This window comes from Alteromonas sp. DYW1 (genome assembly GCF_059752595.1).
This window is the reverse complement of sequence record NZ_CM186038.1, coordinates 3,398,382-3,421,637: the sequence shown is the minus strand read 5'-3', so window position 1 is coordinate 3,421,637 and position 23,256 is coordinate 3,398,382. Positions and strand designations below refer to the sequence as shown.

The following is a 23,256-nucleotide window of genomic DNA, read 5'->3' as shown; positions in this document are numbered from 1 at the left end:
TACGTTACCAATACGACACTGGCTGTCAACGCCTTATTTTATATGACTTTATTTTGTTATAGCTGCTGCAATGCTGAAACAGGGTAACTGATGCTAAGCCATTGGAAGCGGTGAGAAATCGCCCATTTGCTTTGAAAAAATAAGAATGAATAATGAAATGACTCTGCGACTTGGCAGGTCTGTCTAATCTGTTACTCTAATGCAGTGGTTATTTTTCAATCACTATTTAACACGGATCGCACTTATTCATGCTGAAAAGCCATATTGAAGTCCTTGAGCAAGCACTTGAGCTAATATCAACGTTGACGGTTGAAGAGTATCAGCAGGTCCTTTCACCACATTTCAGCGGCTCTATTGGGCAACATTTTCGACATATCATTGATCATTATCAGGCGCTTGAGCAGGGCGAAATACAGGGATATGTGGACTACAATCAGCGCCATCGTGCAAGCAATATCGAAAGTTGTAAGCAGGAGGCTATGGCAGCGATTAAGGCAATTGTAGCGTGGTTGAATGAATTAGACCCAAACACACTCCATCGTTCCATAGCGATTGAAAGTGAAGTGTCAGTTAGCGCATCAGACAGCGAAAAATGTTTGTCTACATTGGGGCGCGAAATTGTGTTTGTGTCGAGCCATGCGATCCATCATTTTTCGTTGATTGCGATTATTCGCTCTTTACAAGGTGGTGGTGTTCCGGCGTTTTTTGGGTACGCGCCAGCGACGATTAGCTACCTAAATCAACGTGGCAGATAATCAACATAGTGTTGCCAATTCTCACCTAAGAACATTTGTAGCTGTTTTGCCGGCGCTCTGGGTAATTCAACACTCAACAAGAAGCCTGGAGTATCATTAAAGTTCTTATCAATACCGAGACAATGAAAAGTGGCACCAAGCTTTAAGTATTGCTTCATCAAGACTGGTATCGACTTGCCATCAGCCTCTAGGCTGACTAACAAACTCGGCAACAATGCCTGTAATTCTTTCTGTGTATAGGCTTCACTTAGTTCCGGCTGTTCGGCCATCGCAAAGTAAGCGCGCGGTTTTACATTGTCAGAGTTTTGCGCATAAGCTTGTTCGATCAACTTCACACTACGTGGATCATAGAGTTTGCTGAGCGATACCGTGCCGTATAGCGTGCGATATTGCGGGAAGCGCGCAACAAATGCCCCTATTCCGCGCCAGAGTAAAAACAAGCCTAGGCGGGAACGCTGCATACTCGGTACTAGAAATGAGCGACCCATTTCCAAGCAAGGCTCACGTTGGTTAACGAATGTTGGGGCAAACGCAAACATTCGATTTAAGTAGAGCTGGTCGCGATCGCCTTGGGCCAGTAATCGATCCGTCTGGCCCATTCGATAAGCACCGATAATCTCTTTTTTATCCCGATCAAATACAAATAAGTGGGTATAGGTAGCATCAAAATGATCGCTATCAATAGGCTCGCCACTCCCTTCGTTTAGCTGCCTAAAAACCAGTTCACGTAAGCGGGCGATTTCAGTTACAACATGCGGAACTTGCGCTTGATAGGCATAGTAGATTGCGTATTGGCTATGCGTGGCAAGCAACTGAGCTGAAGGTAATTCAGCTAGTTCTTTGCTTAACAGATTAGCATCTATCTGTGGTGCTAATGGTTTGCACTCGGTATACCGATTGGGCGGCCAACTCTGCCGCCACTCTGGTTGTTGGGCATAGCTGAGACTCCGGCATTGATCTGCATTCTCAATTAGTTTTGCGGGCACTGGGTAACCTGTGCCTAAAATGATTTCTTGTCCTTGTTTGTTTAACAATTCATGGCCCAACAATAACATCCTCAAGCGATGATAAAGGCGTTCAACCGAATAAAAGAAGCGACTGTTTTGACCACTGACGAAAATGGGCAAATATTGACATTTGGGAGTTTGGGCTAAACGTGCGACGAGTCGATTCCATTGATGCTCTCGAATGCGGCCGCGCTGACGGTCAAAATAACTGACTTTCCCCGCCGGAAAGATTAATAACGCACCGCCGCGTTGAATGTGTTGTTTGCACTGCCTTAGGGATGGGCCATTACGCGGATCTTTCTCAGCCAGTGGGTTGGTAAAGATGAAAAAACTGCGCAGTTCAGGAAAGATCTTCAGACCTTGATTGGCGAGCACTTTGAGGTCGGGTCTGACTTGTGCAATTGCGCGCGCGAGAATAACGCCTTCAATACCCCCAAAAGGATGGTTGCTAGCAATAACCAAAGGTCCTTCACGAGGGATCCGTGCTTGCAAGGTATCTAACCCTTCAACCTGCAATCCAAGCAGCTCGATCAACTTATCAGCGAAGTCCTCGCGTGATAACCCCTGCATCTGGTGCTGTTTATACAGGCGATTCATCTTTGCCACGCCTAACAGTTTATCGAGCATTGTTAACGTAATTCGGGTCAAAATGCTGGAGCTGTCACTTAGGCTACGCAGGGATATTTCGGCTCTTTGCATGGTTAATTTTCTTAATGTCTTAAAGGGTAATCGACCCGATGCGGCCTGATTAAATTTCTAACTGGTCAGCCCAATGGCGTAATCCAAGACAAAGTGCTGCTTCGCTCTGTACTTTCAGGCATAATATCATTACCCGTTTCATTGAGATCCGCAATTATTCTATGCTCAATTCATTGACTATCACAGCGCCGGATGACTGGCACTTACATTTTCGCGATGGTGACATGTTGCTAGAAACTGTCCCCGCTACAGCGCGCTGTTTCAAGCGTGCGATTGTCATGCCGAATTTGGTGCCGCCGGTGACTACGACGGCACTTGCCCTTGACTATAAAACGCGGATCTTGCAAGCCGCCGGAGAACACTCAGATTTTGAACCTTTAGTGACATTGTATTTAACCAATGACACAACGCCGGCAGAAATTCGCTTAGCTAAACAGTCGGGCATCGTCGCAAGTAAGCTATATCCTGCAGGGGCAACGACGAATTCCGATGCGGCGGTAAAAGGCATTGCGAGCTTATACCCAGTGTTTGAAGAAATGCAAACTCAGGGCATGCTGCTTTTAATCCATGGTGAAGTTACCGACAGCCACGTGGATATTTTTGACCGTGAAAAAGCATTTATTGACCAGCACATGCGTTCGATTACCCGTGACTTCCCAGAATTAAAAGTCGTGTTTGAGCACATTACCACGCAAGATGCGGCTGAATTTGTGATCGCCAGCTCAGACAATGTTGCAGCAACAATTACGCCACAACACCTGATGTTAAATCGTAACGATTTACTCGTTGGAGGGATCCGCCCACACAATTATTGCTTGCCAGTGTTGAAACGCAATATTCATCAACAGGCGTTACGCAGCGTTGTGCAGTCGGGTAACCCAAAATTCTTTTTGGGTACGGATTCTGCGCCGCATGAGAAGCATAAGAAAGAATCGGCGTGCGGTTGCGCCGGTTGCTACAGTGCATGGAGTGCTATAGAGCTCTACGCTCAAGTCTTTGAGGAGCTCGATGCGCTAGATAAACTAGAAGGGTTTGCGAGTCATTACGGCGCAGATTTTTATGGGCTACCTCGCAATACAGATACAATTACCCTTGAGCGTCGGCGCTGGAATATTCCTGAATCAATTAAATTACCCAATGGTGAAGATATCGTTCCTTTCATGGCCGGAAGCGCGGTGAATTGGCAGTTAGTTGAGTAAAAGGTTCTTTGTGAAACGTATTTCGGTTGGCTTTTGGTTATTTTTGCTCGTTATGTGCTTAACGGGGGCGTGTGCGAATGCCAACGAAACTCAATCGATCACTGTACTAACCAGTCCGTTACCAGTCTTTAGCGAGCAAGCTGATAATGGCAGAATGAGCGGGTACTCGGTTGAATTTGCGCGTGCTGTGCTGCAACAGGCAGAGTTAGAGGCGGAATTTGTCCCGTTACCGTTTGCCCGCTTAATCAATCAAATACAACAACAAAAAAATACGATTGCGACTGGGATAGGCCGGACCGCAGAGCGTGAGGACGAATTTTTTTGGATCGCGCCGATGACGGCCAACGCAATCGGTTTATTCGCGACTAAAGACTTACCATTTACCTCAATTAGCCAGATAAATCAGCCCATTGCTATCTCAGTGCTTCGTGGCGACTACCGCGAGGAATATTTACGTCAAAATCCAATGATCACAGTGGTGGAGCTAGACTCGTGGGCGCAAGCGCTGGGCTCAGTATTGTTAGGCCGAGTTGACGCTGTGTTATTCTCAGAACTTGGTATCTCTTTAACCTGCCAAAACGCAGTTTTGCAATGCGGTAATATCCGCAAAGTGTTCACACATTCGGTATCCTACAGCTATCTGGCCGTCCCGAAAACCGAAGAAAATCGTGGGCTCGCGGTCAAATTAACACGCGCTGCCACAGACTTTATAAAAAGTCGCCAGTTTCAGTATTTAACCGAGCGGTGGCTTCCTCAGCTACGCCTCGTTTCACCTAACGTTGATGTTGTTGAGGGGGTCATAACGCTCGGTCATGCCGATGTTAAGTCATCACCATCACAGTCGCTGTGGGTGATAACCAACATGGAGCCAATGTTTTCGTACCGCGATGAACGCGGCAACTTAACGGGCTACGCGGTAGAATTGGTACGCAATGTTCTGATTGAAGCGGGTTTAAATACCGAAATACTTACCGCACCATGGCAACGTATCTTGGTAGAAAGTGCAATGAAGCCCGATGTCCTGGTGTTTTCTTTGGCGCGTACGCCGGAGCGTGAGGATCTGTTTCATTGGATAACCCCGATTACCCAAAATGCGTATTCTTTGTTTACCATCGATAAAGACGTTGGCCCAGCACAGAGCTTAGTGACCTTGCCCCCGAACAGTAAAATTGCGGTTCTCAAGGGTGACTTTCGGGAAGAAGTGGTATTACAGCATGGCCATCAGGCGATTACTGCGGATACATGGGGCACCGTACTTTCGCGTTTTCTTAATGGCGATGCCGACTTTTTATTCTTTTCCGATGGTGGCGTCGATGTCATGTGTGACATCTTGTCTGCCCGTTGCAATCAGATTAGAAAGGTCTTTACTTATCAGTTAGCCACCACCTATTTAGCAATCTCAAAACAAGGCACAGATGAGGGCATGATCCAACGTTTACAAAAAGCTGCTACGGCGGTGAAAAGTTCACGTGAGTACGTTGCGCTAGTTGAGCACTGGTTGGCCGACTATGCACAGCAATCTGCATTAAAAATGCATGAGGCTGGAGGTATTATTAAATTATGGAAAGCCGAAAATGAATAACCCAAGTTCAGTAACCTCACTGCCACTTGCAGATCCAATAAAAAAGTACTTTCTTGCAGCAGGCTTTAGCAACTTGACCCCAATTCAAGCGGCGGCGATTCCATTGGCACTGACCGGTAAAGATGTGATTGCCAAAGCGCAAACCGGTTCCGGTAAGACGCTGGCATTTGCACTGCCTATTTTGCAGCGAGTAAAACCCGAGTTATCGAAACCACAGGCGCTTATCCTCTGCCCAACGCGAGAGCTGGCCGAGCAAGTTGCAGAGCAGGTAAGGGCAGCAGCACAATACATAGCGAACACGAAGGTGCTTACGTTGTGTGGCGGCGTGCCTGTGCCACCACAAATTGCCTCGCTGAAACATGGTGCGAATATCGTTGTCGGTACACCAGGTCGAGTGATGGACCATGTACTCAAGCGTCGTTTAGACCTTACAGCAATAGAAAGCTTAGTGTTAGACGAAGCTGACCGCATGTTAGACATGGGCTTTGAAGATGAATTAACCGCGATCGGAAAAGCGTTACCCAGTCAACATCAAACCTTGCTTTTTTCCGCCACATTTCCCACTACGATGGATGACCTACTCGAGGCGGTTACACAAGATGCCGAGCGCGTTGATGTTGATAGCAGCACAGCGGTGGCTCACATTCAGCAACTGGTTTATCGAGTAGAGGAGCACACACGCTTACAGACATTACAAGCGGTGTTAACCGATGAGCAAGCTGCAACATCAATTGTGTTTTGTACCACGAAGAAGGATACTCAATTCGTCACCGATGCTCTGATTACTAGTGGTTTCTCGGCTGTTGGCTTACACGGCGATTTAGAGCAACGCGATCGTACTGCGATGCTTGCCATGTTTGCTGCACGTAGTGCACGCGTGCTGGTAGCAACGGACGTGGCGGCGCGTGGGTTGGATATTGACGCTGTGGAACTGGTGATTAACTATAAAGTCAGTGAAGATACAGAAACCCACATTCACAGAATAGGGCGTACCGGCCGCGCAGGGCAAAAGGGCATAGCCATAACTCTGGCGTCAGAAGCTGAAGATATATTCGTCGCGCGGATCGAAGAGATGATGAATTGCGCTCTGCCGCGCAAGGGCGCTCAGGCATTACGTTTTCATGCCAATCGAATCATAGCGCCTGAGTTTACGACCATACAATTAAGTGCAGGTAAAAAAGACAAATTGCGCCCGGGCGACATTCTTGGGGGGCTGACCAAAGACGCCGGTATTGAAAATGACGATATTGGAAAGATAAAAGTTACTGCCACGGTCAGTTTTGTAGCAGTGAAATTGCGCAGCGTAAAACGTGCAATGGCGTTTTTTCGTGATGGCAAAGTGAAAGGCAAACGCATTCGGGCGCGTAAATTAACGCCTATCACAGCCAGTTAACTTTAACCAAGCTTACTTGGAGATATTATGTCAGCCACAATCAGCGTGTTAATTGGATACATTCTTTGGACAATGCTTTTGCTGTTGCTACTTGCAGGCTATCGCACGCTAGCAGCTAAACAACATGGCTCGTTAAAATTTGCGGCTGACGGTAGTGATGTTCCTCCGCTTGGCCATCGGATCACCCGAGCACAAGCAAATTGTAGTGAGAGCTTTGTGTTTATTGGCGGGACTTTATTGTTAGCATTAGCGACCAACAGTGCGGTCATTACCGATGGGCTTGCTTGGGTATTACTTGGCGCTCGGATATTGCAGTCACTGACGCATTTGATGTCAACCAGCACGGTTGCAATCCAAATTCGATTTGTGTTCTTTTTAGTGCAATTTGGTTTATGCGGCTATTGGTTAATTATGCTAGCGTTAAAATTTGCTGGCTAAATTGAGAATATTACTATGGATAAGCTCCTGCAACGGATAACTGCGTTGTCACCGTGTGATTTCGCTGATGCACTGCCTATTAGTCAGTTTATTGATCCAGCCATTCAATCGTTGTGGCAGCCTATCCCCAAACTTGTCGGCCGCGCCTACACGGTAAGCTGTCCACCGGGTGACCACTTAATGTTTCATGCGGCTATTTATCGTGCAAAACCCGGAGACGTAATTGTTGCAGTCGGTGATCCCGCGTTTGCCTTAGCGGGTGGTAATGTATGTGCTATTGCCCAACAAAATGGCGTCGCTGGCTGCATTATTGATGGTCGAGTGCGCGACCTGGCGGAAATCCGCGAGATGCAGTTCCCATTGTTTGCCAAAGGGGTTATCCCCAAGCCTGGGGCGAAAAAGCAGCTCGGCGAGTTGCAAGGCAGTATTCAGTGTGGAGGCGTTACGGTACAGAGTGGCGATTATGTGATTGCCGATGAAGAGGGTATCGTTATTATTCCACAAGAGGATATTGAGTCGGCTTTGCAGAAGGCCGAAGCGCGCGCTAAAAAAGATGCCGAAACACCTTTACCTGCATGGCGTGAGCAACACCTTAAGACCGTGCAAACGGCTTTAGCAAGCTTAGGTTTTACCGACCAAGACTAACCCATCGATTACACTATTAGGTCGTCAGTATGTTTTCTTTTTTTGAACGCTTAACTGAAGCGTTCCCGCCACACCCACCGACACAGCCGCCTAAGACTATTTGGGCGTTTTGTCGTTATTACACGCAAGGCATGTGGCCGATCATACTTGTCGTTTCCGCACTCAGTGCCTGTATTGCAGCATTGGAAGTCGCGTTGTTTGGTTTTATGGGGCAGCTGGTCGATTGGTTTTCTGAGCGCGATAGAGCGACATTTATGGCGGAGGAAGGCCAAACCTTAATGGTGTATGGCGCGGTTGTTTTAGTGGTCATCCCTGGACTGATTTTTCTCCACGCTATGCTTAAACACCAATCGTTGATGGGCAATTACCCGATGCGTATACGTTGGCTAGCGCATCGTTATTTGATTGGTCAGAGCCTAAGTTTTTTCCAAAATGAGTTCGCAGGCCGGGTAGCGACTAAAGTTATGCAAACCGCGCTGGCAGTGCGCGAAACGGTATTGAAACTGCTCGATTTGATGGTTTATGTTAGCGTGTATTTCCTCAGCGTGGTCGCACTGGTATTTAGCACTGATTGGCGCTTGAGTATTCCGTTGCTAGTTTGGTTAGTCATCTACATCACCATTTTGCGCATCTTGGTTCCGAGGCTGAAGCAAATTTCTGAACGACAAGCCGATGCCCGCTCCTTGATGACGGGGCGGATAGTCGATAGTTATACCAATATGATGACGGTAAAATTGTTCTCCCATAGTCAGCGTGAATCAAATTATGCTAAAGAGGCGATGAGTGGCTTCTTACATACGGTTTACCCGCAGATGCGGTTGGTGACTGTTTTAGAGGGCGCAATTGAGTTTTTGAACGGCACCTTGATATTCGTTATGGGGGCGCTGTCAGTCTATTTGTGGTTAGCGGAAATCGCGTCTCCGGGAGACATCGCTATCGCCATCGCGTTATGCCTACGCTTAAATGGAATTTCGCATTGGATCATGTGGGAAGTATCCAGTTTGTTTGAGAATATTGGTACCGTGCAAGACGGGATCAACACCCTATCTCGGCCGGTTACGGTCACTGATCAGCCAGAAGCGCAATCCTTAACGGTCAATGGTGGAGAGTTGCGCTTTGACAACGTCAGTTTTGCTTATGTGCCGGAATTGGCTAAGGATGCCCAACCTATTCCGGTGTTTGAGAACCTTAATCTTACGATCAAACCCGGTGAAAAAGTGGGGTTGGTCGGCCGGTCCGGTGCAGGCAAGTCAACATTGGTCAATTTACTCCTGCGCTTTTACGACATTCAAGGTGGCTCAATCAGCATCGATGGACAAAACATTCGCTCCGTCGACCAAGAGAGTTTGCGTGCGCAAATCAGTATGGTGACCCAAGATACGTCGTTATTGCATCGTTCGGTACGTGACAATATCGTCTATGGTCGCAGTGGTGCTAGTGAGGAAGCCATGGTCGATGCAGCACGCAAAGCCGAGGCGCATGAATTTATTCAGCAACTTACCGATGCACACAATCGACGCGGGTATGATGCGCATGTGGGAGAGCGCGGAGTTAAATTGTCCGGTGGTCAGCGACAGCGGATCGCAATTGCGCGCGTTATGCTAAAAGATGCTCCGATTTTGATTTTGGATGAAGCAACCTCAGCACTTGATTCCGAAGTTGAAGTCGCCATACAGGGTTGTTTGAACAGGATGATGGAAGGTAAGACCGTGTTAGCAATTGCCCATCGCTTATCCACCATTGCGCAAATGGATCGCTTATTGGTACTCGATAAAGGTCAAATCGTAGAATCGGGGACCCACGCCGAGCTACTCAAGCTCAATGGCATTTACGCCAAATTATGGGCTCATCAAACCGGTGGATTTATCGGACTGGAGTAGTTCATTGCATTTCGCGCTTGTATCCAAAGTGGGAATAAGTATAATGCCTGTCCCTTCCTTGCGATGCCCTCGATTCCCTTGATTTAGAGACTTCACAAGGTAAGTGTAACTATTAATTGGTGAGCGTAAATTGCGGTCACCACAATAGGGGTGTAGTTCGAATTGGTAGAACAGCGGTCTCCAAAACCGATGGTTGGGGGTTCGAGTCCCTCCACCCCTGCCATATTAAGTTGCCGAATATTTCGGTGGGCGGCACTGTCGCACATGTTTAGGACATACGGGTAATGAGTGAGAAAGTAGAAAATACATCAGGTGGCGCATTCGACCTGATCAAGTGGCTAGTGGTTTTTGCGATCCTAGCAGCGATTATCGCGGGTAATTCAGTTTATGGCGATGTATCGGTATTGTATCGTGCGTTGGCAGCAGTTGCGGGGGTTGTGATCGCTGGATTTATCGCTGCGACTACAGTCAAAGGCAGCGCATTTCTTACCTATGCTAAAGAGTCGCGTACTGAAGTTCGTAAGGTTGTTTGGCCATCTCGTCAAGAAGCTACGCAGACAACTCTGATTGTGTTAGTAGCCACCGTTATCGTTGGTTTAATCTTGTGGGGCCTTGATGGCATTATCGTTCGCGTTGTTGGCTGGATCACGGGAATAGGAGCTTAATCATGTCAGATAAAAAATGGTATGTAGTACAAGCGTACTCGCAGTATGAAGGCCGCGTTAAAAAGACGCTTGAAGAATATATCAAAATGCACGGCATGGAAGAGTACTTTGGGCAAATTCTAGTACCAACAGAAGAAGTTGTTGAAATGCGTGCCGGCCAGAAGCGTAAATCTGAGCGTAAGTTTTATCCTGGCTACGTGTTAGTTGAAATGGACATGAATGAAAAATCTTGGCACTTAGTCAAGAGCGTACCACGGGTATTAGGTTTTATCGGTGGCACGTCAGACCGTCCAATGCCGATTACCCAGCGTGAAGCAGACAACATCTTGAACCGTCTTGAAGAGTCGGTTGATAAGCCAAAACCAAAGACATTGTTCGAGCCGGGCGAAGTGGTGCGTGTTACCGATGGTCCGTTTGCGGACTTCAATGGTGTGGTTGAAGAAGTGGATTATGAGAAGAGCCGAGTGAAAGTATCGGTGTTGATCTTTGGTCGTTCCACGCCAGTGGATTTAGAATTTAGCCAAGTCGAAAAAGGTTAAATTTAAAAGAAAAATCGAAAGCCCGCAGTTCGCGGGCTTTTTTGTGTCTCTAAAATGTCCTTTGCGCGTCATGGCGGCACAGAACAATCTATCATCCCATGGTTTAGCTACCAATCTGGCGCAAAGTCCGGATCGATCATACGCTGATTAGAATCGAGTGTTGCAATCTGCGCCATTTGGTCTGGCGTCAAGCGGATATCTCGGGCTGCCAGATTGGCTTCAATATGTTCGGCATTCGTAGAGGCAGGGATCGGTACAATTCCTTGTTGGATCTGCCAAGCGATTGCAATACTGGCTGGTGAAGTGGCGTGCTCGTCAGCAATGGCCTGCAATACCTCGCTTTGCATAACTTTGCCATTGGCGATGGGCATATAGCCGACAACAGTTATTCCTTGGCTTTGACAATATTTCACTAAATCTTGATTCTGAAAGAACGGATGCACTTCCACCTGATTGCAGGTAATGTTTTCCACCCCTATGAGTGCGGCAGTATCTTCCAGTTGTTGTTTGGTAAAATTACTTACGCCTACTGCGCGCGCCATACCCTTGTGCATGGCACTGATTAACTCTGTTAAATATTCCTGCATGGGTACTTTGTCGCTGGGGCTTGGCCAGTGGATCAATAATAAATCGACGTAGTCAGTGTTTAACTTTTCCAGGCTCTGCTTTACTGAAGGCAAGAATTTATCTTTTGTTAAATGATCAAACCAAACTTTTGTAGTGATAAACAAACGCTTACGTGGTGCTTTTACGATAGCCGCGCCGACATCGGCTTCGTTGGCATAAATTTGTGCTGTATCAATGTGGGTAAAGCCCGCATTCAGAGCCTTTTCTACCGCGTGCTTTGCGGTATCACCTTGCAGCCGAAAAGTACCAAAGCCCGGTGTTGGGATAGCAACGTTGTACATGTTCTACTCCTTTTTCGTTTTCGCTATTGCCGATCAGGTATTGAAAGAAGTATGCCAACCGCTAAAAACCGCGGTTAGCGCCATAGCGCTGAATGGTGGGGTGCGTTAGTGGGTAGCATTTACACTGCGGTGGGAGGATTATGAAAAATTTACTCAACCAAATAGGTTACGACTTGTTACATCTAAGCGCTTGAACAATTTTTAAACAGGTGTGACGTGGCAATAGTCGTAAGCAATTTCAGGAGAATCTCTATGGACGAAGGTATGATTTTTGTACTTACTATATTATTTCTGTTTGTCTTGCCTATTGTGTTTGTTGGCATTTGGACTAGCCATAAAAAAGATATGCTTAAACTCAATGGTCAACTTTCAACCTCCGAGAAAGCCAATTATGAAAATGAGTTGGCTGGAGTAAAGAAGCGCTTAGAAGTACTCGAAGCGATCGTGACCGACAAACGTTACCAGCTTGACTCCGAAATTGCGGAACTGCAAAAGTCTGAGCGTATTCAGTAACTGACTATTGCACGGCACAATCTTAGTCTCTAGGATAAGGCGCAGGAAATTACAATCGCCTGCGCTGTGGTTCGTCTACATGCAATCAGTGTGGGCCTAGGGAGTTACCCATGGCTGTTCAGCAAATTAATCACCCGCTCATCCAACATAAGCTTGGCCTAATGCGTAAAGCGGGGATCAGTAGTAAGCAATTTCGCGAACTGACAAACGAGTTAGGTTCGCTGCTGACTTATGAGGCCACGCGTAGTATGGCAACTGAAACCGTTAATATCGATGGCTGGGCAGGAGAGCCTATTCCGGTTAAACGGTTGAAAGGTAAGAAAATGACCGTTGTTCCGATTTTGCGTGCGGGCATGGGCATGCTAGACGGCGTGATGAACCTTATTCCTAACGCTAAAATCAGTGTGGTGGGTTTTTACCGCAATGAAGAGACTCTCCAACCCGTCGCTTATTTTGATAAAGTGGTCAAGGATGTGGATCAGCGTCGTGCATTAATTATTGACCCCATGTTAGCCACGGGTGGAACGCTTAACGCAACGATTGCACTACTTAAGAGTAAAGGATGTCAGCATATCACAGGCTTATTTTTGGTTGCGGCACCTGAGGGTATACAAGCGGTTACCGCAGCTCATCCTGATGTTGATCTGTATACTGCGGCGGTTGACGAACGGCTTAACGAGGACGGCTATATACTGCCTGGCTTGGGCGATGCCGGCGATAAAATTTTTGGAACTCGATAAAAACAGCTCGACTAAAGCCGTTGATCTGTATCAAGACTGGATTAGCAGTAATCAGCCACACTTGCATGCTACCCACGCGTCAAATCAAGGGGTGTTATGCAAGCGCCACAGCAATTGTCTTCGGGTGAAACGGCTTCTAGTATCGCAACCCTAAGCGCCAAAAACCTGATAAAAACTTATCAAACGGGTGATGTTGCCGTGCAAGCTTTGCGTGGCGTGGATTTCGAACTATTTCCCCATGAAATGGTGGTTTTACTGGGTGCCTCGGGCAGTGGCAAGTCAACACTGCTTAACATTCTGGGTGGGCTTGATTTACCAACGTCTGGCCATTTGTTTTACCAGCAACAGGATCTGAGCCAAGCATCTGATGCTGAACTTACCCGCTTCCGACGCGACCATGTAGGGTTCGTGTTCCAGTTTTATAATTTAATTCCCAGCTTAACGGCCTACGAAAATGTTGCTCTGGTGACAGAGATATCCCCACACCCCATTCCACCGGAGGAGGCGTTAGCCTTGGTAAATTTAGCTGATCGGATGCACCACTTTCCTGCACAGTTGTCAGGGGGGGAGCAGCAGCGCGTCGCAATTGCCAGAGCTATAGCTAAACAGCCCGATATCTTACTCTGTGATGAGCCAACGGGCGCGCTGGATAAACACACGGGCATTTTAGTATTGGAAGCGATCGAAAACATCAATAAACAATTAGGCACGGCCACTGCGGTAATCACCCACAATAGCGTTGTGGGAGCGATGGCTGACCGTATTGTGCATATCTCCGATGGCTTGATTAGCGATTGTGAGATTAACACTCAGCGTCAGCCTGCGAGTAGTTTGGAATGGTAGTCCTCTCTGCGCTCAATCGTAAGCTGATCCGAGATTTATGGCGCTTGCGTGGGCAAGTATTAGCGATTGCTTTAGTTATTGGTTCTGGCGTGGCCACACTAGTGATGTCGCTCTCCACGGTTGAAGCGCTGCAAGACACCACGAATGCCTACTATCAACAATATCGTTTCGCTGATGCATTTGCGAACGTAACGCGTGCACCCGAAAGAGTCGTTGAGCAACTTCGGCAAATAAAAGGCGTTCAGACTGTAGAGTCGAGAATTACGCACTATGTGACGGTTGATATTCAGGGTTTTTCTGAGCCTGTGGTTGGGCAGGTTATGTCCATTCCTCAGCACGAACAGCCACTTTTGAATCAATTAGTGCTAAGAGAGGGGCGCTGGGTTGCACCTCACGCTGTTGACGAGATCATCCTCAGCGAACCTTTTGCGCAAGCGCACAATTTACAAATTAATGATTCTATCGCACTAATATTGAATGGCAGTAAACGACAGTTTCGGATTGTTGGCTTAGCCTTAAGCCCTGAGTTCATCTACAGCATTGGCCCTGGCGCTCTAATGCCCGAGGATTTGCGGTTTGGTATTATGTGGTTAGGGCGCGATGTGTTGGCCGCAGCGTTTGATCTCAAGCACGCGTTTAATGCTGTTGCCATCAAAACCATGCAGAATGCGGTACTGGATGACATCCTTACCGAAACCGATTTACTGCTCGCCCCATTCGGCGGCGGCAGCGCTATCGCAAGAGCTGATCAAATCTCAAACTGGTTCGTGATGAATGAGATCGAACAACAAAAAACCATGGCCAGAATACTACCCGGGATTTTCATTTTAGTGTCGGTGTTTTTGACTAATATGGTGCTATCGCGCCTGATTGCCACAGAACGTACCGAAATTGGTTTGCTTAAAGCGTTTGGTTATGGTCGGGTCGCTCTCGCGTGGCATTACACCAAGTTGGTGCTGCTAATGTGTTTATTCGGTTGGTTACTTGGCATCGGGTTGGGTGCGCTATTTGGCCGCATGAACACACAAATGTATGCAGAGATGTTTCGCTTTCCCCTATTGATCTATCAGCCCGGTTGGCACGCATTCACCTATGGCGGCGCAGTTGCCGTGATGGCTGTACTCTTGGGAGCTTGGTCGGCCGTAAGAAAAGCTGCGATATTACCGCCAGCGGTGGCGATGACGCCATCAGCGCCGCCTAGCTATCATCGGACGGCCTTTTCTAATCGTCTTTTGGGACGCTGGCTTGATCAGCCTACGCGTATCGCACTGCGGCAAATTGCGCGCTGGCCGGTGCGCTCGTTTTTCACGAGCCTTGGGATTGCGTTTGCGATTGGACTGACAGTGATGAACTTACAGTGGACAGATTCCTTATCGCATTTATCCCGAGTGTTTTTTTTCGAAGCGCAAAAACAAGACATAATGGTCGGTGTCCCCAAACCATTATCCATGCGCGCCATTCATGACTTCGAAACATTGCCCGGAGTACTCCAAGCAGAGCCTATGCGCATTGTACCCGTTGAGTTTAGCGTGAATGGCGCAGTACATCGCGGCGCGCTCAATGGTATTGAGGCGGATAGTCTGTTGCAGCCAATCTATGACGACGCACTACGGCAAGCCAAAGCGCTACCTCAAAAGGGTATGATGCTATCGACCGCGCTGGCCGAAAAGCTCAATGTTAACGTGGGCGAACGGGTATGGATTAAGGTGCTTGAAGGGAAGCGTTATTACTTCGAATTACCGGTTGTGGGTACATTCGAAACCTTCATCGGCACGCCGGCGTTTATTGAAATCAATACACTGAATCAATACATCGGCGATTCACCTAGCTTTAATTATGTGAATCTGAAGATTGATTTCGCGCAGCAAAGCGAATTGTTTCGTGCACTTAAAAATACGCCACTGGTAAGCGCCGTGATGCTCAAGTACGCCGCTTTGCAAGCCTTTAATTCAGTAATCATAGAGCACCTGATGGTATTCATTAGTATGTTTGTGCTCCTCGCGTGCTTGTTGGCGTTGGGCGTCGTTTATAACAGTACTCGGATTGCCCTTTCAGAGCGTGCGCGAGAATTGGCAACGCTTAGAGTCTTGGGTTTTTCCAAGGGAGAAATCAGTTATGTGTTACTGGGCGAAGTGATGTTTCTCGTTCTGTTTGCGTTGCCCTTGGGTTGCTTATGCGGCTGGCTATTGGTGAATGCCATGGCGAATGCATTCAACACCGAAATGTATCGCGTGCCTATGGTCATCGATCATTCAACGTACGGTAGCGCTATCTTGTTGGTTATCATAGCCGCTTTAATATCTGCCATCATAGTGCGACGGCGAACCAATCATTTGGATTTAATAAAAGTCCTTAAAACCAGGGAATAATGTATGCAGACTCGACATTCTCGCTTCATTTTGTGGTCGTTAATACTCGGTGTATTGATTGTGCTAATTGCGTTTTCATTCCGTTCAAAACCTGTGCTGAGTGAAATCAGGCAGGCGCAACGAGGCCAATTACTGATCAGCGTAAAGGAAGAAGGAAAAACGCGGATCCATGATACTTATGTCATTTCGACACCCGTGACAGGCAACCTAAAGCGCATTAATGCTGATGTTGGTGATAGCGTATTGGTGTCCGAGACGGTGATCGCTAGCATTGAACCCATTGATCCCGCCTTTTTAGATCCGCGCACCGAAGCTCAAGTAAAAGCCGAAATTGAAGCGGCGGCGTCGTCACAGAAACTGGCGCAAGCCCGGGTAGAGCAGGTGGAAGCTGAACTTGAGTTTGCAGCCTCGCAGCTCAAACGCATGCAAGAACTTAGGATCAGTAATAGCGTATCGCAGACTCAACTAGATGAAGCCGCAAGAGCACACAAAACCACCAAGGCAGAGCTGGCAACCGCGCGTGCGGCTTTACAAATGCGCTTGTTTGAGTATGAAAGAGCGAAAGCGCAATTGTTATCGCCCGCCACAGTCAGAGCTGAGCCTCAGGAGTGTGAATGCATTAACATTACCTCGCCTATTAATGGCAAAGTTTTGAGTGTGTTTAGCCGCAGTGAAGGTGTTGTACAAGCAGGCGCACCCTTAGTGGAAGTTGGCGATCCTCAAGATTTGGAAATTGTGGTTGAATTGTTGTCTTTCGATGCTGTGAAAGTGATGCCTGGCTATCCAGTATTGATCACGAATTGGGGGGCGGCGCATACTCTTGAGGGGGTTGTGCAGCGGGTTGAACCGGTTGGTTTCAAGAAAGTTTCGGCTTTGGGTATTGAAGAGCAAAGGGTAAACGTTATTGTTGCTTTTGAAAGCGATTATTCTCAACGCGAACGGTTGGGACATGGCTATCAAGTAGACGTTGAAATTGTGCTCGAAGCAAAAGCTGATGCATTGACTGTTCCTATCAGTGCGCTATTCAGAGAAGCCAACAATTGGGCGCTCTACAGTGTGGTTGCTGACACAATTGAAAAGCGCAATGTGGTTGTTGGCGCAATGAATGACTATTCGGCTGAAATTATTAGCGGATTAATGGAGGGCGAGGCATACATCGTCTATCCCAATGAGCAAACGGTTGCTGGCGCGACTGTCGAAGCCTTATGATCTCGTGCGCTCAATATGATTACATTGAGATTATCGGTAAATCCGGAGAAGTCGTGCGCGGTGTTGCAAAAGATACTCGAAAAGATAAGCAACGTAATGAATGCATACTCGTTAGAACGTCTGCCACTTCGATTTTGATTGAACTGGACACTATAAAAACTTTACGTGTAACCGAGGACAATCCACATTTTTCCGAGGTCTCGTTTGTCGATTAACCGGGTTCAGATTCGACCGAGATGCATCTAATCCTCTTACGTGCTGGATAGAACCTCATTTCACACGCATTTCACACTGCTACAGATAGCCTTAATTACGACTAGTAAATAGGGTTATGCAAAATATGGCAAAGTTCTCATTCCGAACGTTAGTGTTCAGCGCAATTATCGCAACTAGCCTGAGTGGCTGTAGCGTGGTTAACTCACTGCGAATGATGCAAATAAACTCCGATGTGGAGCCGGTTTTTGCGCAGCAAACCCGGCTTAAACTAGATGCGGTTTATGAGGGTGAGAAGCCCTATGTGTATGCTACGGTTAATGGCGAGAAGCTACTTTTTTTGTTAGATACAGGAGCCCGATTCTTAATTCTAATGGATACGCCCAAGGTACAGCAAATGGGTCTGGAGCGTGGCTTCGACCTCGCTTTAACTGGCTGGGGAGAGGAGGGCAAAACGCAGGCTTATCAAACCGATATCCAGCGAATTGATTTAGGTGGTGTACATTTTGACGATATGAAAGCGGCTATGATCCCGGTCTCTCAGACTCACTATTACCTGCGTGAAGATGAGGCAATTTATGATGGCGTTATCGGGCATGACATGATGCGTCACTTTACCTGGGAGTTTGATGCGAACGCCAACACGATCTACCTTTCGGGCGAAGCTTATCAACCGGAAGAGAACGCACAGAAGCTAGCAATGAGCAGTTTTATGAACAAGATTTCAGTGCATGGGGATCTTACTTTTAATGAGGCTGTTACTGTCGAGGAGTCTTTTATCATTGATACCGGTAGTCGGCACTATATTAAGCTGAGTGCTGCATATCCTCAGGCCAATGATATTGCGATTGACGCTACGCGGGTTCGAGCTGCAGATTTTGGTTTGAGTGGTAAAGTGGAGCATGATCGTGTGTCACTGCCCCAACTAACATTAGGTGACATTGCAATAGAGCAGGTCAAAGTCAACTTGATACCTAGTGATGATGAAGATGATTGGTGGGTGTTGGGTAATGCCTTACTTAATCAATTCAAGACGGTTATCGACTACCAGCAAGAGGCGTTTTATTTAGTCCCACAACAGCCATTTGTTACTGATTACAACTTGCTTGGACTGGAACTAAGGAAAATCAGAAGCGGTGAATTTGTTGTACGTTATGTGTTTCCCTCCCTACCTACAAGTCAAACGGATATTCAAGAGGGCGATATCGTGACGCGCATTAATGATCAGCCATCAGCATTAATCACACTTAGTGAGTACAACGATTTGGCGTCAGAAGCGCAGACGCACAGGGTATGCATTGTGCGCAATGAACAATGTGTAGACATAGTCGCAAAGGATATTGCTGGCTATTCCAATTGAGCATTAAGGTTACTCAAACCATCAGATTATTTAGCCACATGTCAGTGCAACGGCATGCCACCCTGCCGTTGCTTGGCATCCCGATGTCAGGAGAACCAACCTGAAAGTAATCGGGCTATACTATGCTGGATATACGCAATGACCTGACCGATTACAAAAACGCGCGCTAATGCCTTGCCAGGTCTAAAACTTAAGCGTCGCGAGTGAGGTAAAACTGACGGTGAATTATTTGGCACATATCCACATGGCGCATGTGACTAAGACTAGTCTCGTCGGAAACTTCCTCGGTGACTTTGTTAAGGGCAGCGATCTGACGAGCTATACCCCGGAAGTACAAACCGGTATTCGTCTGCATCGCGCCATTGATACTTTCACCGATAGCCACCTCATTATTCGCGAACTGAGGGAGCAGTTTCCAGGAGCACTGCGGCGTATGTCTGGAATCATTATTGATGTGTATTTCGATCATTTGTTGTGTCGGCACTGGTCACGCATCGAAAGCGTTGAACAAGATCACGTGTTAGACAAGTTTTATGCGCAAATTAGAACGCTTACTATCCATTCCAATTCACGTTATCAAAAGGTGAGAGAAGGTTTGTTAAATCACCAATGGCTTGCGGATTACCATGCTGAATCTGCGGTATTTCGAGCTTTAGTTCAAATAGAGCGGCGCTTGCATGGCCGGATTAAATTTGCTCGAGAAGCACAGCAAATGGTAATGGATAATCGGGTGGATTTTGAGTCGGCATTTTTAGTGTTTTATCCACAGGCAATCGAGCACGGCTTGAAAGTCACGGAGAGGCTCAATAGCCGCTTGGCCACGCCATGACTTTCACGCTCAGGCTTACATAATTTAGTTGTCTTCAACGACACAAAAGGCGTTAAGTTTATTACCATCTAAATCACGGAAATAACCTGCATAGAAGCCGTGCGATGCGCCTTCTGGTCGAAACCCGGGCTGCCCCTCACAGGAACCGCCAAGTTCAAGCGCTTTGCTATAAAACGCATTGACTTGTTCGGGGGATTCCAAAATCAATGCGACCATAACTCCATTCCCAACGGTGGCTGGTGCTTTATTAAACGGCAAAGTCACCGACAGTGCACATTCATCAGGCTTGCGCGCCCACGCGATGAAATAGTTGTCTTCCTCCATAAAGCGTGTCGCGCCGATGGTTGAGAGTAGTGCATCATAAAAACCTGCTGCGCGCTGCAAATCATTAGTGCCTAGCGTTACGTACCCGATCATTGTTCTCTCCTCTAAGTTGAATGATGGCGCAGAAGAGCATAGTCGTTGACTACTGACATCTAGTGTCAGTAATGTTTGCTTAAACTGGCAACCAATAAATCGAGCAGGAGCAGCATGCGTAAATCAGACAGATTGAATGAAATCGTGCATTACTTACGGCGAATGCATCATGCTGTGACGGCTGAAGTACTAGCGGCTGAGTTTGAAGTCAGTGTGCGTACGCTTTATCGCGACATTCAAGATTTGCAGGATACCGGCGTGCCTATAATGGGGGAGGCTGGAGTGGGTTATGTGATCGACAAACAATATCATCTACCGCCGATCATGTTTGATGCTGATGAAGTTGAAGCGATTGCCCTAGGTATCAGCTTGGTAAGCAACTGGACGGATAAAAAATTTGCGCAAAAGGCGCAAAGCGCATACCAGAAGATCCAAGCTACACTCTCAGCCACTATGCTGAATGAACTCGCTCAAATCACTACGTTTTCTGCGCCAAGTCATTATAAAATTCCCTGGGATGTAGATTTTTCCGAGTTAAGGGAATGTATTCGGCGCAAGCAGCGGGTGCAGTTTAAGTATTTGGACTTACGCGACTCGTTGACCGTTAGAACCATCCGTCCTCTGGCGTTAACTTCGTTCAGCCCGGTTTGGTTATTAACAGGCTGGTGTGAGCTTAGAGAATCTTTCCGAAACTTTCGCATCGATAGGATCTCAGAATTCACGCCACTTAATGAGCGGTTCAAGGATGAAAAAGGGAAGAATTTAGCGGCGTATATGGCGATTGTTGATCAGGAAGCTATGAACGCTGATGGAACAGAGTGCCAGAACAGTGGGAGTGCATAGGTTGACTTGCCTATTGACTGTCAATGGGGTGCCAACGGTCCCTATGCTCTACCGCTGTGCTTCAACATGCATGACGGAAGTTTTTCGCATAGGAAAATTTTTTATATTATTTCCTTAACTTGCAATACACTTTATTCTGTAGCTTTGACTATTGATTTTAATTTTTAACGTTGGTTATGCTGTAGTTAACAGCAGATGTCGCTATGGACAGGCGTATAAACGCGGAATGGGGTATATATGCAACATAATGTCCATCGTAAGGATATAGTTGGTCTTCGACTGTTAGTATTTTTCCTGTCTATTTTCAGTTGTTTACAAAGTAAAGCTGAGGACACTCTTACGGTGAAATTCTGTGTACCTAATGCAGATGTCTTTCCTTTTTTTATTTACCAAAATGACGCCTTAACTGGCACCAACCCCGATATTATGAATCTCGTTTTCCAGCGAAATAGCCTTTCTAAGGTAAAACTAGAGTTTGTATCGCGCCCCTGGAAGCGCTGTGATCTAGAACTTAAAGCTGGAACTGTAGATATGATTGTAGGTAGCTATCGCGAGAGTAGAGATGCTGTTGGTGTCTACCCCAAAGAAATTGGAGAGCCCTATGACAAAATCTTATTCTCGACGGTTGAAGTGTGTTTAACCACATTAACCGATGATGCTCATATCGAAAAAGTTCGAGCAGGACTGAATGGAGCACATAAACTCACCATCGGCGTTGAGGCGGGTTTCTCGCAGCAACACAGTGATGACGTAGTGTTTGAATGGCTAGTGCTATACAACTATCTGGAAAAGTATCGGTTACTTGAAAAAGGTCGCGTTGATGCAATTGCACAAGTCTGCAGTATGGACAGCACGCCGATAAAAACCAGGGCTGAAAATGAGGGGCTGCAAAACATAACGACGCTATACCCACCTTATTTATCAAGTGATGGGTATGTAATTTTTAGCGAACAGTTCATGCAACAACATGCAACCATTGCGAAAACAATATTAGACGAACTGCAACGGGTCGATAAGCAATCTATCTTACAGAACTATAGGCCTGCTGAGCTCATTGAATAAATCCTGGTGAGGCAACGCTTTTCAATGAATGTATGGTACTAATCATAATATGACAGCGGTCAATTTTGCGTATTCACTGAATAATTAGCCGTTAAGATTTAGAGTCGTTTCTGCAATGCTTTGTAGGTTTTCTTGAAGTTTTTATCATCTTCCAAAACTATCTCACTAAACACGGCTTGAGCCCGCGCCGGTTGTTCAGCCTTGAGATAGAGTTCACTTAAGCGTAACTGCGCCCAACTCTTTGACGGTAAGTCACGGTGAATAGCTTTGTCATTATCCAGACCGGCAATGAATGTTTGACTATGGGTTATCGCTTGCTGAATATTGGCACCTGACAACAATGCTATTCTAGCTAGCTGATAGTGCGCATTTAACTGACTCGTATACAGTTCTCTTTGAGTATCCTCTACCTCGGATGTGGTAAGCTCTGGTATGGGTAATTGAATGATTCTTTGATAACACTGAGTTGCTTCATTCCAACGCTCTGCGCGATTGTACAGATTGGCCGCATAGCTGAGTAACGGCAGTGAATTGGGATAATCCTCAAGTAAAAGATCGAGCTGCTGCTCAAAGGGTTCATCATTGGTTCGCGCCAGCCTAATGGCAGCTAGGCCGCCAAATTCAGGGTTCAGCATTTTTATTTTACTGACTAATTGCGCAGCCTTATCCAAATCACCACCGGCGATGGAGGGGGCGTTAAGGTGGAAGCCTAAGAGACCCATGTAGGGATGTACTTCCTCAGGTGCTACCTGAATCGCTGTCTCAAGGCTATTCAGGGCTTTTTCGGCATAGCCCAGCGCACTAAAAATTGAATCTGATGCCTGCGCCCCCATAACGGTGGCGTGAGTTAAGTAAACGCGATAATCACGGGGAAAGTTCTTAATCGCTTGTTCAGCGATTGCTTCTGCGTCGTCCAGATCTTTAGTCATCGCAGCTAACGTATGCCACCGTGCAGTTTTCACTGTCGCGCTGTTTTGTGGCAATTCGCTGACCAATTGAATTACTCGCTCATCATCACCGGCATAGAAGGCCTTTTCAATGGCTTGCTCGCTCGCAGCAAAAACATGGGCGCTGAGCACTAGCAATCCTGAAAGCAGAAGATAAATGAGTTTTAACATGGTGTCCGTTCCTAAGTTTAGGGTAGTAAA

Annotated in this window: 23 protein-coding genes and 1 tRNA gene; 20 read left to right on the top strand and 4 right to left on the bottom strand. The window is 46.9% G+C overall.

Going from position 1 to position 23,256, the window contains the following annotated elements; genetic code table 11:
• The first annotated feature begins 248 nt into the window (after nucleotides 1–248).
• Nucleotides 249–755: a DinB family protein gene (locus tag AC121Z_RS15565; protein ID WP_498125145.1), complete on the top strand. Its 507-nt coding sequence runs from the start codon at nucleotides 249–251 to the stop codon at nucleotides 753–755.
• On the opposite strand, the gene AC121Z_RS15560 is transcribed toward AC121Z_RS15565, so the two are convergent.
• A complete protein-coding gene (locus AC121Z_RS15560) occupies nucleotides 740–2,461 on the bottom strand; it encodes a bifunctional lysophospholipid acyltransferase family protein/GNAT family N-acetyltransferase (RefSeq protein WP_498125143.1) in 1,722 nt (573 codons plus the stop codon). The genes AC121Z_RS15565 and AC121Z_RS15560 overlap by 16 nt on opposite strands.
• A 161-nt stretch (nucleotides 2,462–2,622) precedes the next feature.
• Here AC121Z_RS15560 and pyrC point away from each other — a divergent pair, with 161 nt between their 5' ends.
• The 9 genes from pyrC to nusG all read left to right on the top strand — a co-directional run bounded on the left by pyrC (nucleotide 2,623) and on the right by nusG (nucleotide 10,802).
• The gene (gene pyrC / locus AC121Z_RS15555; protein ID WP_498125142.1) at nucleotides 2,623–3,660 is read left to right on the top strand and encodes a dihydroorotase; all 1,038 of its coding nucleotides are present in this window, start codon (nucleotides 2,623–2,625) and stop codon (nucleotides 3,658–3,660) included.
• A 10-nt stretch (nucleotides 3,661–3,670) separates the two neighbouring features.
• A complete protein-coding gene (locus tag AC121Z_RS15550) occupies nucleotides 3,671–5,242 on the top strand; it encodes a substrate-binding periplasmic protein (protein WP_498125140.1) in 1,572 nt (523 codons plus the stop codon).
• Nucleotides 5,235–6,635, top strand: coding sequence for an ATP-dependent RNA helicase DbpA (dbpA, locus tag AC121Z_RS15545; RefSeq protein ID WP_498125138.1), 1,401 nt, complete (start codon nucleotides 5,235–5,237; stop codon nucleotides 6,633–6,635). The genes AC121Z_RS15550 and dbpA overlap by 8 nt, the downstream gene beginning before the upstream one ends.
• Before the next feature lie 27 nt (nucleotides 6,636–6,662).
• Complete coding sequence (locus AC121Z_RS15540) at nucleotides 6,663–7,073, top strand: MAPEG family protein (RefSeq protein WP_498125137.1); 411 nt, start codon at nucleotides 6,663–6,665, stop codon at nucleotides 7,071–7,073.
• A gap of 15 nt (nucleotides 7,074–7,088) precedes the next feature.
• Entirely contained in the window at nucleotides 7,089–7,718 is a 630-nt protein-coding gene (locus tag AC121Z_RS15535) for an RraA family protein (RefSeq protein WP_498125136.1), read from the top strand.
• A 29-nt stretch (nucleotides 7,719–7,747) separates the two neighbouring features.
• Nucleotides 7,748–9,598, top strand: a complete 1,851-nt coding sequence (locus AC121Z_RS15530; protein ID WP_498125134.1) for an ABC transporter ATP-binding protein — start codon at nucleotides 7,748–7,750, stop codon at nucleotides 9,596–9,598.
• Nucleotides 9,599–9,744: 146 nt separating this feature from the next.
• Nucleotides 9,745–9,821 (top strand) — tRNA-Trp (locus AC121Z_RS15525).
• A 61-nt stretch (nucleotides 9,822–9,882) separates the two neighbouring features.
• The gene (secE, locus tag AC121Z_RS15520) at nucleotides 9,883–10,263 is read left to right on the top strand and encodes a preprotein translocase subunit SecE (RefSeq protein WP_498125132.1); all 381 of its coding nucleotides are present in this window, start codon (nucleotides 9,883–9,885) and stop codon (nucleotides 10,261–10,263) included.
• A gap of 2 nt (nucleotides 10,264–10,265) precedes the next feature.
• On the top strand, nucleotides 10,266–10,802 hold the full coding sequence (nusG, locus tag AC121Z_RS15515) for a transcription termination/antitermination protein NusG (protein ID WP_100657832.1): 537 nt from the start codon (nucleotides 10,266–10,268) through the stop codon (nucleotides 10,800–10,802).
• Nucleotides 10,803–10,909: 107 nt separating this feature from the next.
• On the opposite strand, the gene dkgB is transcribed toward nusG, so the two are convergent.
• The gene (gene dkgB, locus AC121Z_RS15510; protein ID WP_498125130.1) at nucleotides 10,910–11,710 is read right to left on the bottom strand and encodes a 2,5-didehydrogluconate reductase DkgB; all 801 of its coding nucleotides are present in this window, start codon (nucleotides 11,708–11,710) and stop codon (nucleotides 10,910–10,912) included.
• A gap of 252 nt (nucleotides 11,711–11,962) precedes the next feature.
• Here dkgB and AC121Z_RS15505 point away from each other — a divergent pair, with 252 nt between their 5' ends.
• The 8 genes from AC121Z_RS15505 to AC121Z_RS15470 all read left to right on the top strand — a co-directional run bounded on the left by AC121Z_RS15505 (nucleotide 11,963) and on the right by AC121Z_RS15470 (nucleotide 19,786).
• A complete protein-coding gene (locus AC121Z_RS15505; protein WP_498125128.1) occupies nucleotides 11,963–12,223 on the top strand; it encodes a hypothetical protein in 261 nt (86 codons plus the stop codon).
• A 110-nt stretch (nucleotides 12,224–12,333) separates the two neighbouring features.
• Nucleotides 12,334–12,963: a uracil phosphoribosyltransferase gene (gene upp / locus AC121Z_RS15500; protein WP_498125126.1), complete on the top strand. Its 630-nt coding sequence runs from the start codon at nucleotides 12,334–12,336 to the stop codon at nucleotides 12,961–12,963.
• A 96-nt stretch (nucleotides 12,964–13,059) separates the two neighbouring features.
• On the top strand, nucleotides 13,060–13,806 hold the full coding sequence (locus tag AC121Z_RS15495) for an ABC transporter ATP-binding protein (protein ID WP_498125124.1): 747 nt from the start codon (nucleotides 13,060–13,062) through the stop codon (nucleotides 13,804–13,806).
• On the top strand, nucleotides 13,800–16,175 hold the full coding sequence (locus AC121Z_RS15490; protein ID WP_498125122.1) for an ABC transporter permease: 2,376 nt from the start codon (nucleotides 13,800–13,802) through the stop codon (nucleotides 16,173–16,175). The genes AC121Z_RS15495 and AC121Z_RS15490 overlap by 7 nt, the downstream gene beginning before the upstream one ends.
• Nucleotides 16,176–16,178: 3 nt before the next feature.
• The gene (locus AC121Z_RS15485) at nucleotides 16,179–17,384 is read left to right on the top strand and encodes an efflux RND transporter periplasmic adaptor subunit (RefSeq protein WP_498125120.1); all 1,206 of its coding nucleotides are present in this window, start codon (nucleotides 16,179–16,181) and stop codon (nucleotides 17,382–17,384) included.
• Nucleotides 17,381–17,599: a Rho-binding antiterminator gene (locus tag AC121Z_RS15480; protein WP_498125118.1), complete on the top strand. Its 219-nt coding sequence runs from the start codon at nucleotides 17,381–17,383 to the stop codon at nucleotides 17,597–17,599. The genes AC121Z_RS15485 and AC121Z_RS15480 overlap by 4 nt, the downstream gene beginning before the upstream one ends.
• A gap of 125 nt (nucleotides 17,600–17,724) precedes the next feature.
• Nucleotides 17,725–18,957, top strand: a complete 1,233-nt coding sequence (locus tag AC121Z_RS15475; RefSeq protein ID WP_498125116.1) for an aspartyl protease family protein — start codon at nucleotides 17,725–17,727, stop codon at nucleotides 18,955–18,957.
• Nucleotides 18,958–19,177: 220 nt separating this feature from the next.
• A complete protein-coding gene (locus AC121Z_RS15470) occupies nucleotides 19,178–19,786 on the top strand; it encodes an acyl carrier protein phosphodiesterase (RefSeq protein WP_498125114.1) in 609 nt (202 codons plus the stop codon).
• Between the two features lie 24 nt (nucleotides 19,787–19,810).
• On the opposite strand, the gene AC121Z_RS15465 is transcribed toward AC121Z_RS15470, so the two are convergent.
• Nucleotides 19,811–20,203: a VOC family protein gene (locus AC121Z_RS15465; RefSeq protein WP_498125112.1), complete on the bottom strand. Its 393-nt coding sequence runs from the start codon at nucleotides 20,201–20,203 to the stop codon at nucleotides 19,811–19,813.
• Between the two features lie 114 nt (nucleotides 20,204–20,317).
• Between AC121Z_RS15465 and AC121Z_RS15460 the strand changes: the two genes are divergently transcribed.
• On the top strand, nucleotides 20,318–21,046 hold the full coding sequence (locus AC121Z_RS15460; protein ID WP_498125110.1) for a helix-turn-helix transcriptional regulator: 729 nt from the start codon (nucleotides 20,318–20,320) through the stop codon (nucleotides 21,044–21,046).
• Between the two features lie 237 nt (nucleotides 21,047–21,283).
• Entirely contained in the window at nucleotides 21,284–22,108 is an 825-nt protein-coding gene (locus tag AC121Z_RS15455; RefSeq protein WP_498125108.1) for a substrate-binding periplasmic protein, read from the top strand.
• Nucleotides 22,109–22,206: 98 nt separating this feature from the next.
• Here the strand turns inward: AC121Z_RS15455 and AC121Z_RS15450 are convergent, their stop codons facing one another.
• Nucleotides 22,207–23,226 carry a tetratricopeptide repeat protein gene (locus AC121Z_RS15450; protein WP_498125106.1) on the bottom strand — a complete coding sequence of 340 codons (1,020 nt, stop codon included), beginning with the start codon at nucleotides 23,224–23,226 and terminating at the stop codon, nucleotides 22,207–22,209.
• Nucleotides 23,227–23,256 lie beyond the last annotated feature (30 nt).

Bases quoted from the DNA above. Each gene is read 5' to 3' on its own strand.
- AC121Z_RS15565 (WP_498125145.1), top strand. From the start codon at position 249: ATGCTGAAAAGCCATATTGAAGTCCTTGAGCAAGCACTTGAGCTAATA.
- AC121Z_RS15530 (WP_498125134.1), top strand. From the start codon at position 7,748: ATGTTTTCTTTTTTTGAACGCTTAACTGAAGCGTTCCCGCCACACCCA.
- AC121Z_RS15450 (WP_498125106.1), bottom strand. From the start codon at position 23,226: ATGTTAAAACTCATTTATCTTCTGCTTTCAGGATTGCTAGTGCTCAGC.
- AC121Z_RS15460 (WP_498125110.1), top strand. From the start codon at position 20,318: ATGCGTAAATCAGACAGATTGAATGAAATCGTGCATTACTTACGGCGA.
- AC121Z_RS15505 (WP_498125128.1), top strand. From the start codon at position 11,963: ATGGACGAAGGTATGATTTTTGTACTTACTATATTATTTCTGTTTGTC.
- dbpA (WP_498125138.1), top strand. From the start codon at position 5,235: ATGAATAACCCAAGTTCAGTAACCTCACTGCCACTTGCAGATCCAATA.
- dkgB (WP_498125130.1), bottom strand. From the start codon at position 11,710: ATGTACAACGTTGCTATCCCAACACCGGGCTTTGGTACTTTTCGGCTG.
- pyrC (WP_498125142.1), top strand. From the start codon at position 2,623: ATGCTCAATTCATTGACTATCACAGCGCCGGATGACTGGCACTTACAT.
- AC121Z_RS15475 (WP_498125116.1), top strand. From the start codon at position 17,725: ATGGCAAAGTTCTCATTCCGAACGTTAGTGTTCAGCGCAATTATCGCA.
- AC121Z_RS15485 (WP_498125120.1), top strand. From the start codon at position 16,179: ATGCAGACTCGACATTCTCGCTTCATTTTGTGGTCGTTAATACTCGGT.
- AC121Z_RS15465 (WP_498125112.1), bottom strand. From the start codon at position 20,203: ATGATCGGGTACGTAACGCTAGGCACTAATGATTTGCAGCGCGCAGCA.
- nusG (WP_100657832.1), top strand. From the start codon at position 10,266: ATGTCAGATAAAAAATGGTATGTAGTACAAGCGTACTCGCAGTATGAA.
- AC121Z_RS15455 (WP_498125108.1), top strand. From the start codon at position 21,284: ATGCAACATAATGTCCATCGTAAGGATATAGTTGGTCTTCGACTGTTA.
- AC121Z_RS15490 (WP_498125122.1), top strand. From the start codon at position 13,800: ATGGTAGTCCTCTCTGCGCTCAATCGTAAGCTGATCCGAGATTTATGG.
- AC121Z_RS15540 (WP_498125137.1), top strand. From the start codon at position 6,663: ATGTCAGCCACAATCAGCGTGTTAATTGGATACATTCTTTGGACAATG.
- secE (WP_498125132.1), top strand. From the start codon at position 9,883: ATGAGTGAGAAAGTAGAAAATACATCAGGTGGCGCATTCGACCTGATC.
- upp (WP_498125126.1), top strand. From the start codon at position 12,334: ATGGCTGTTCAGCAAATTAATCACCCGCTCATCCAACATAAGCTTGGC.
- AC121Z_RS15495 (WP_498125124.1), top strand. From the start codon at position 13,060: ATGCAAGCGCCACAGCAATTGTCTTCGGGTGAAACGGCTTCTAGTATC.
- AC121Z_RS15535 (WP_498125136.1), top strand. From the start codon at position 7,089: ATGGATAAGCTCCTGCAACGGATAACTGCGTTGTCACCGTGTGATTTC.
- AC121Z_RS15560 (WP_498125143.1), bottom strand. From the start codon at position 2,461: ATGCAAAGAGCCGAAATATCCCTGCGTAGCCTAAGTGACAGCTCCAGC.
- AC121Z_RS15480 (WP_498125118.1), top strand. From the start codon at position 17,381: ATGATCTCGTGCGCTCAATATGATTACATTGAGATTATCGGTAAATCC.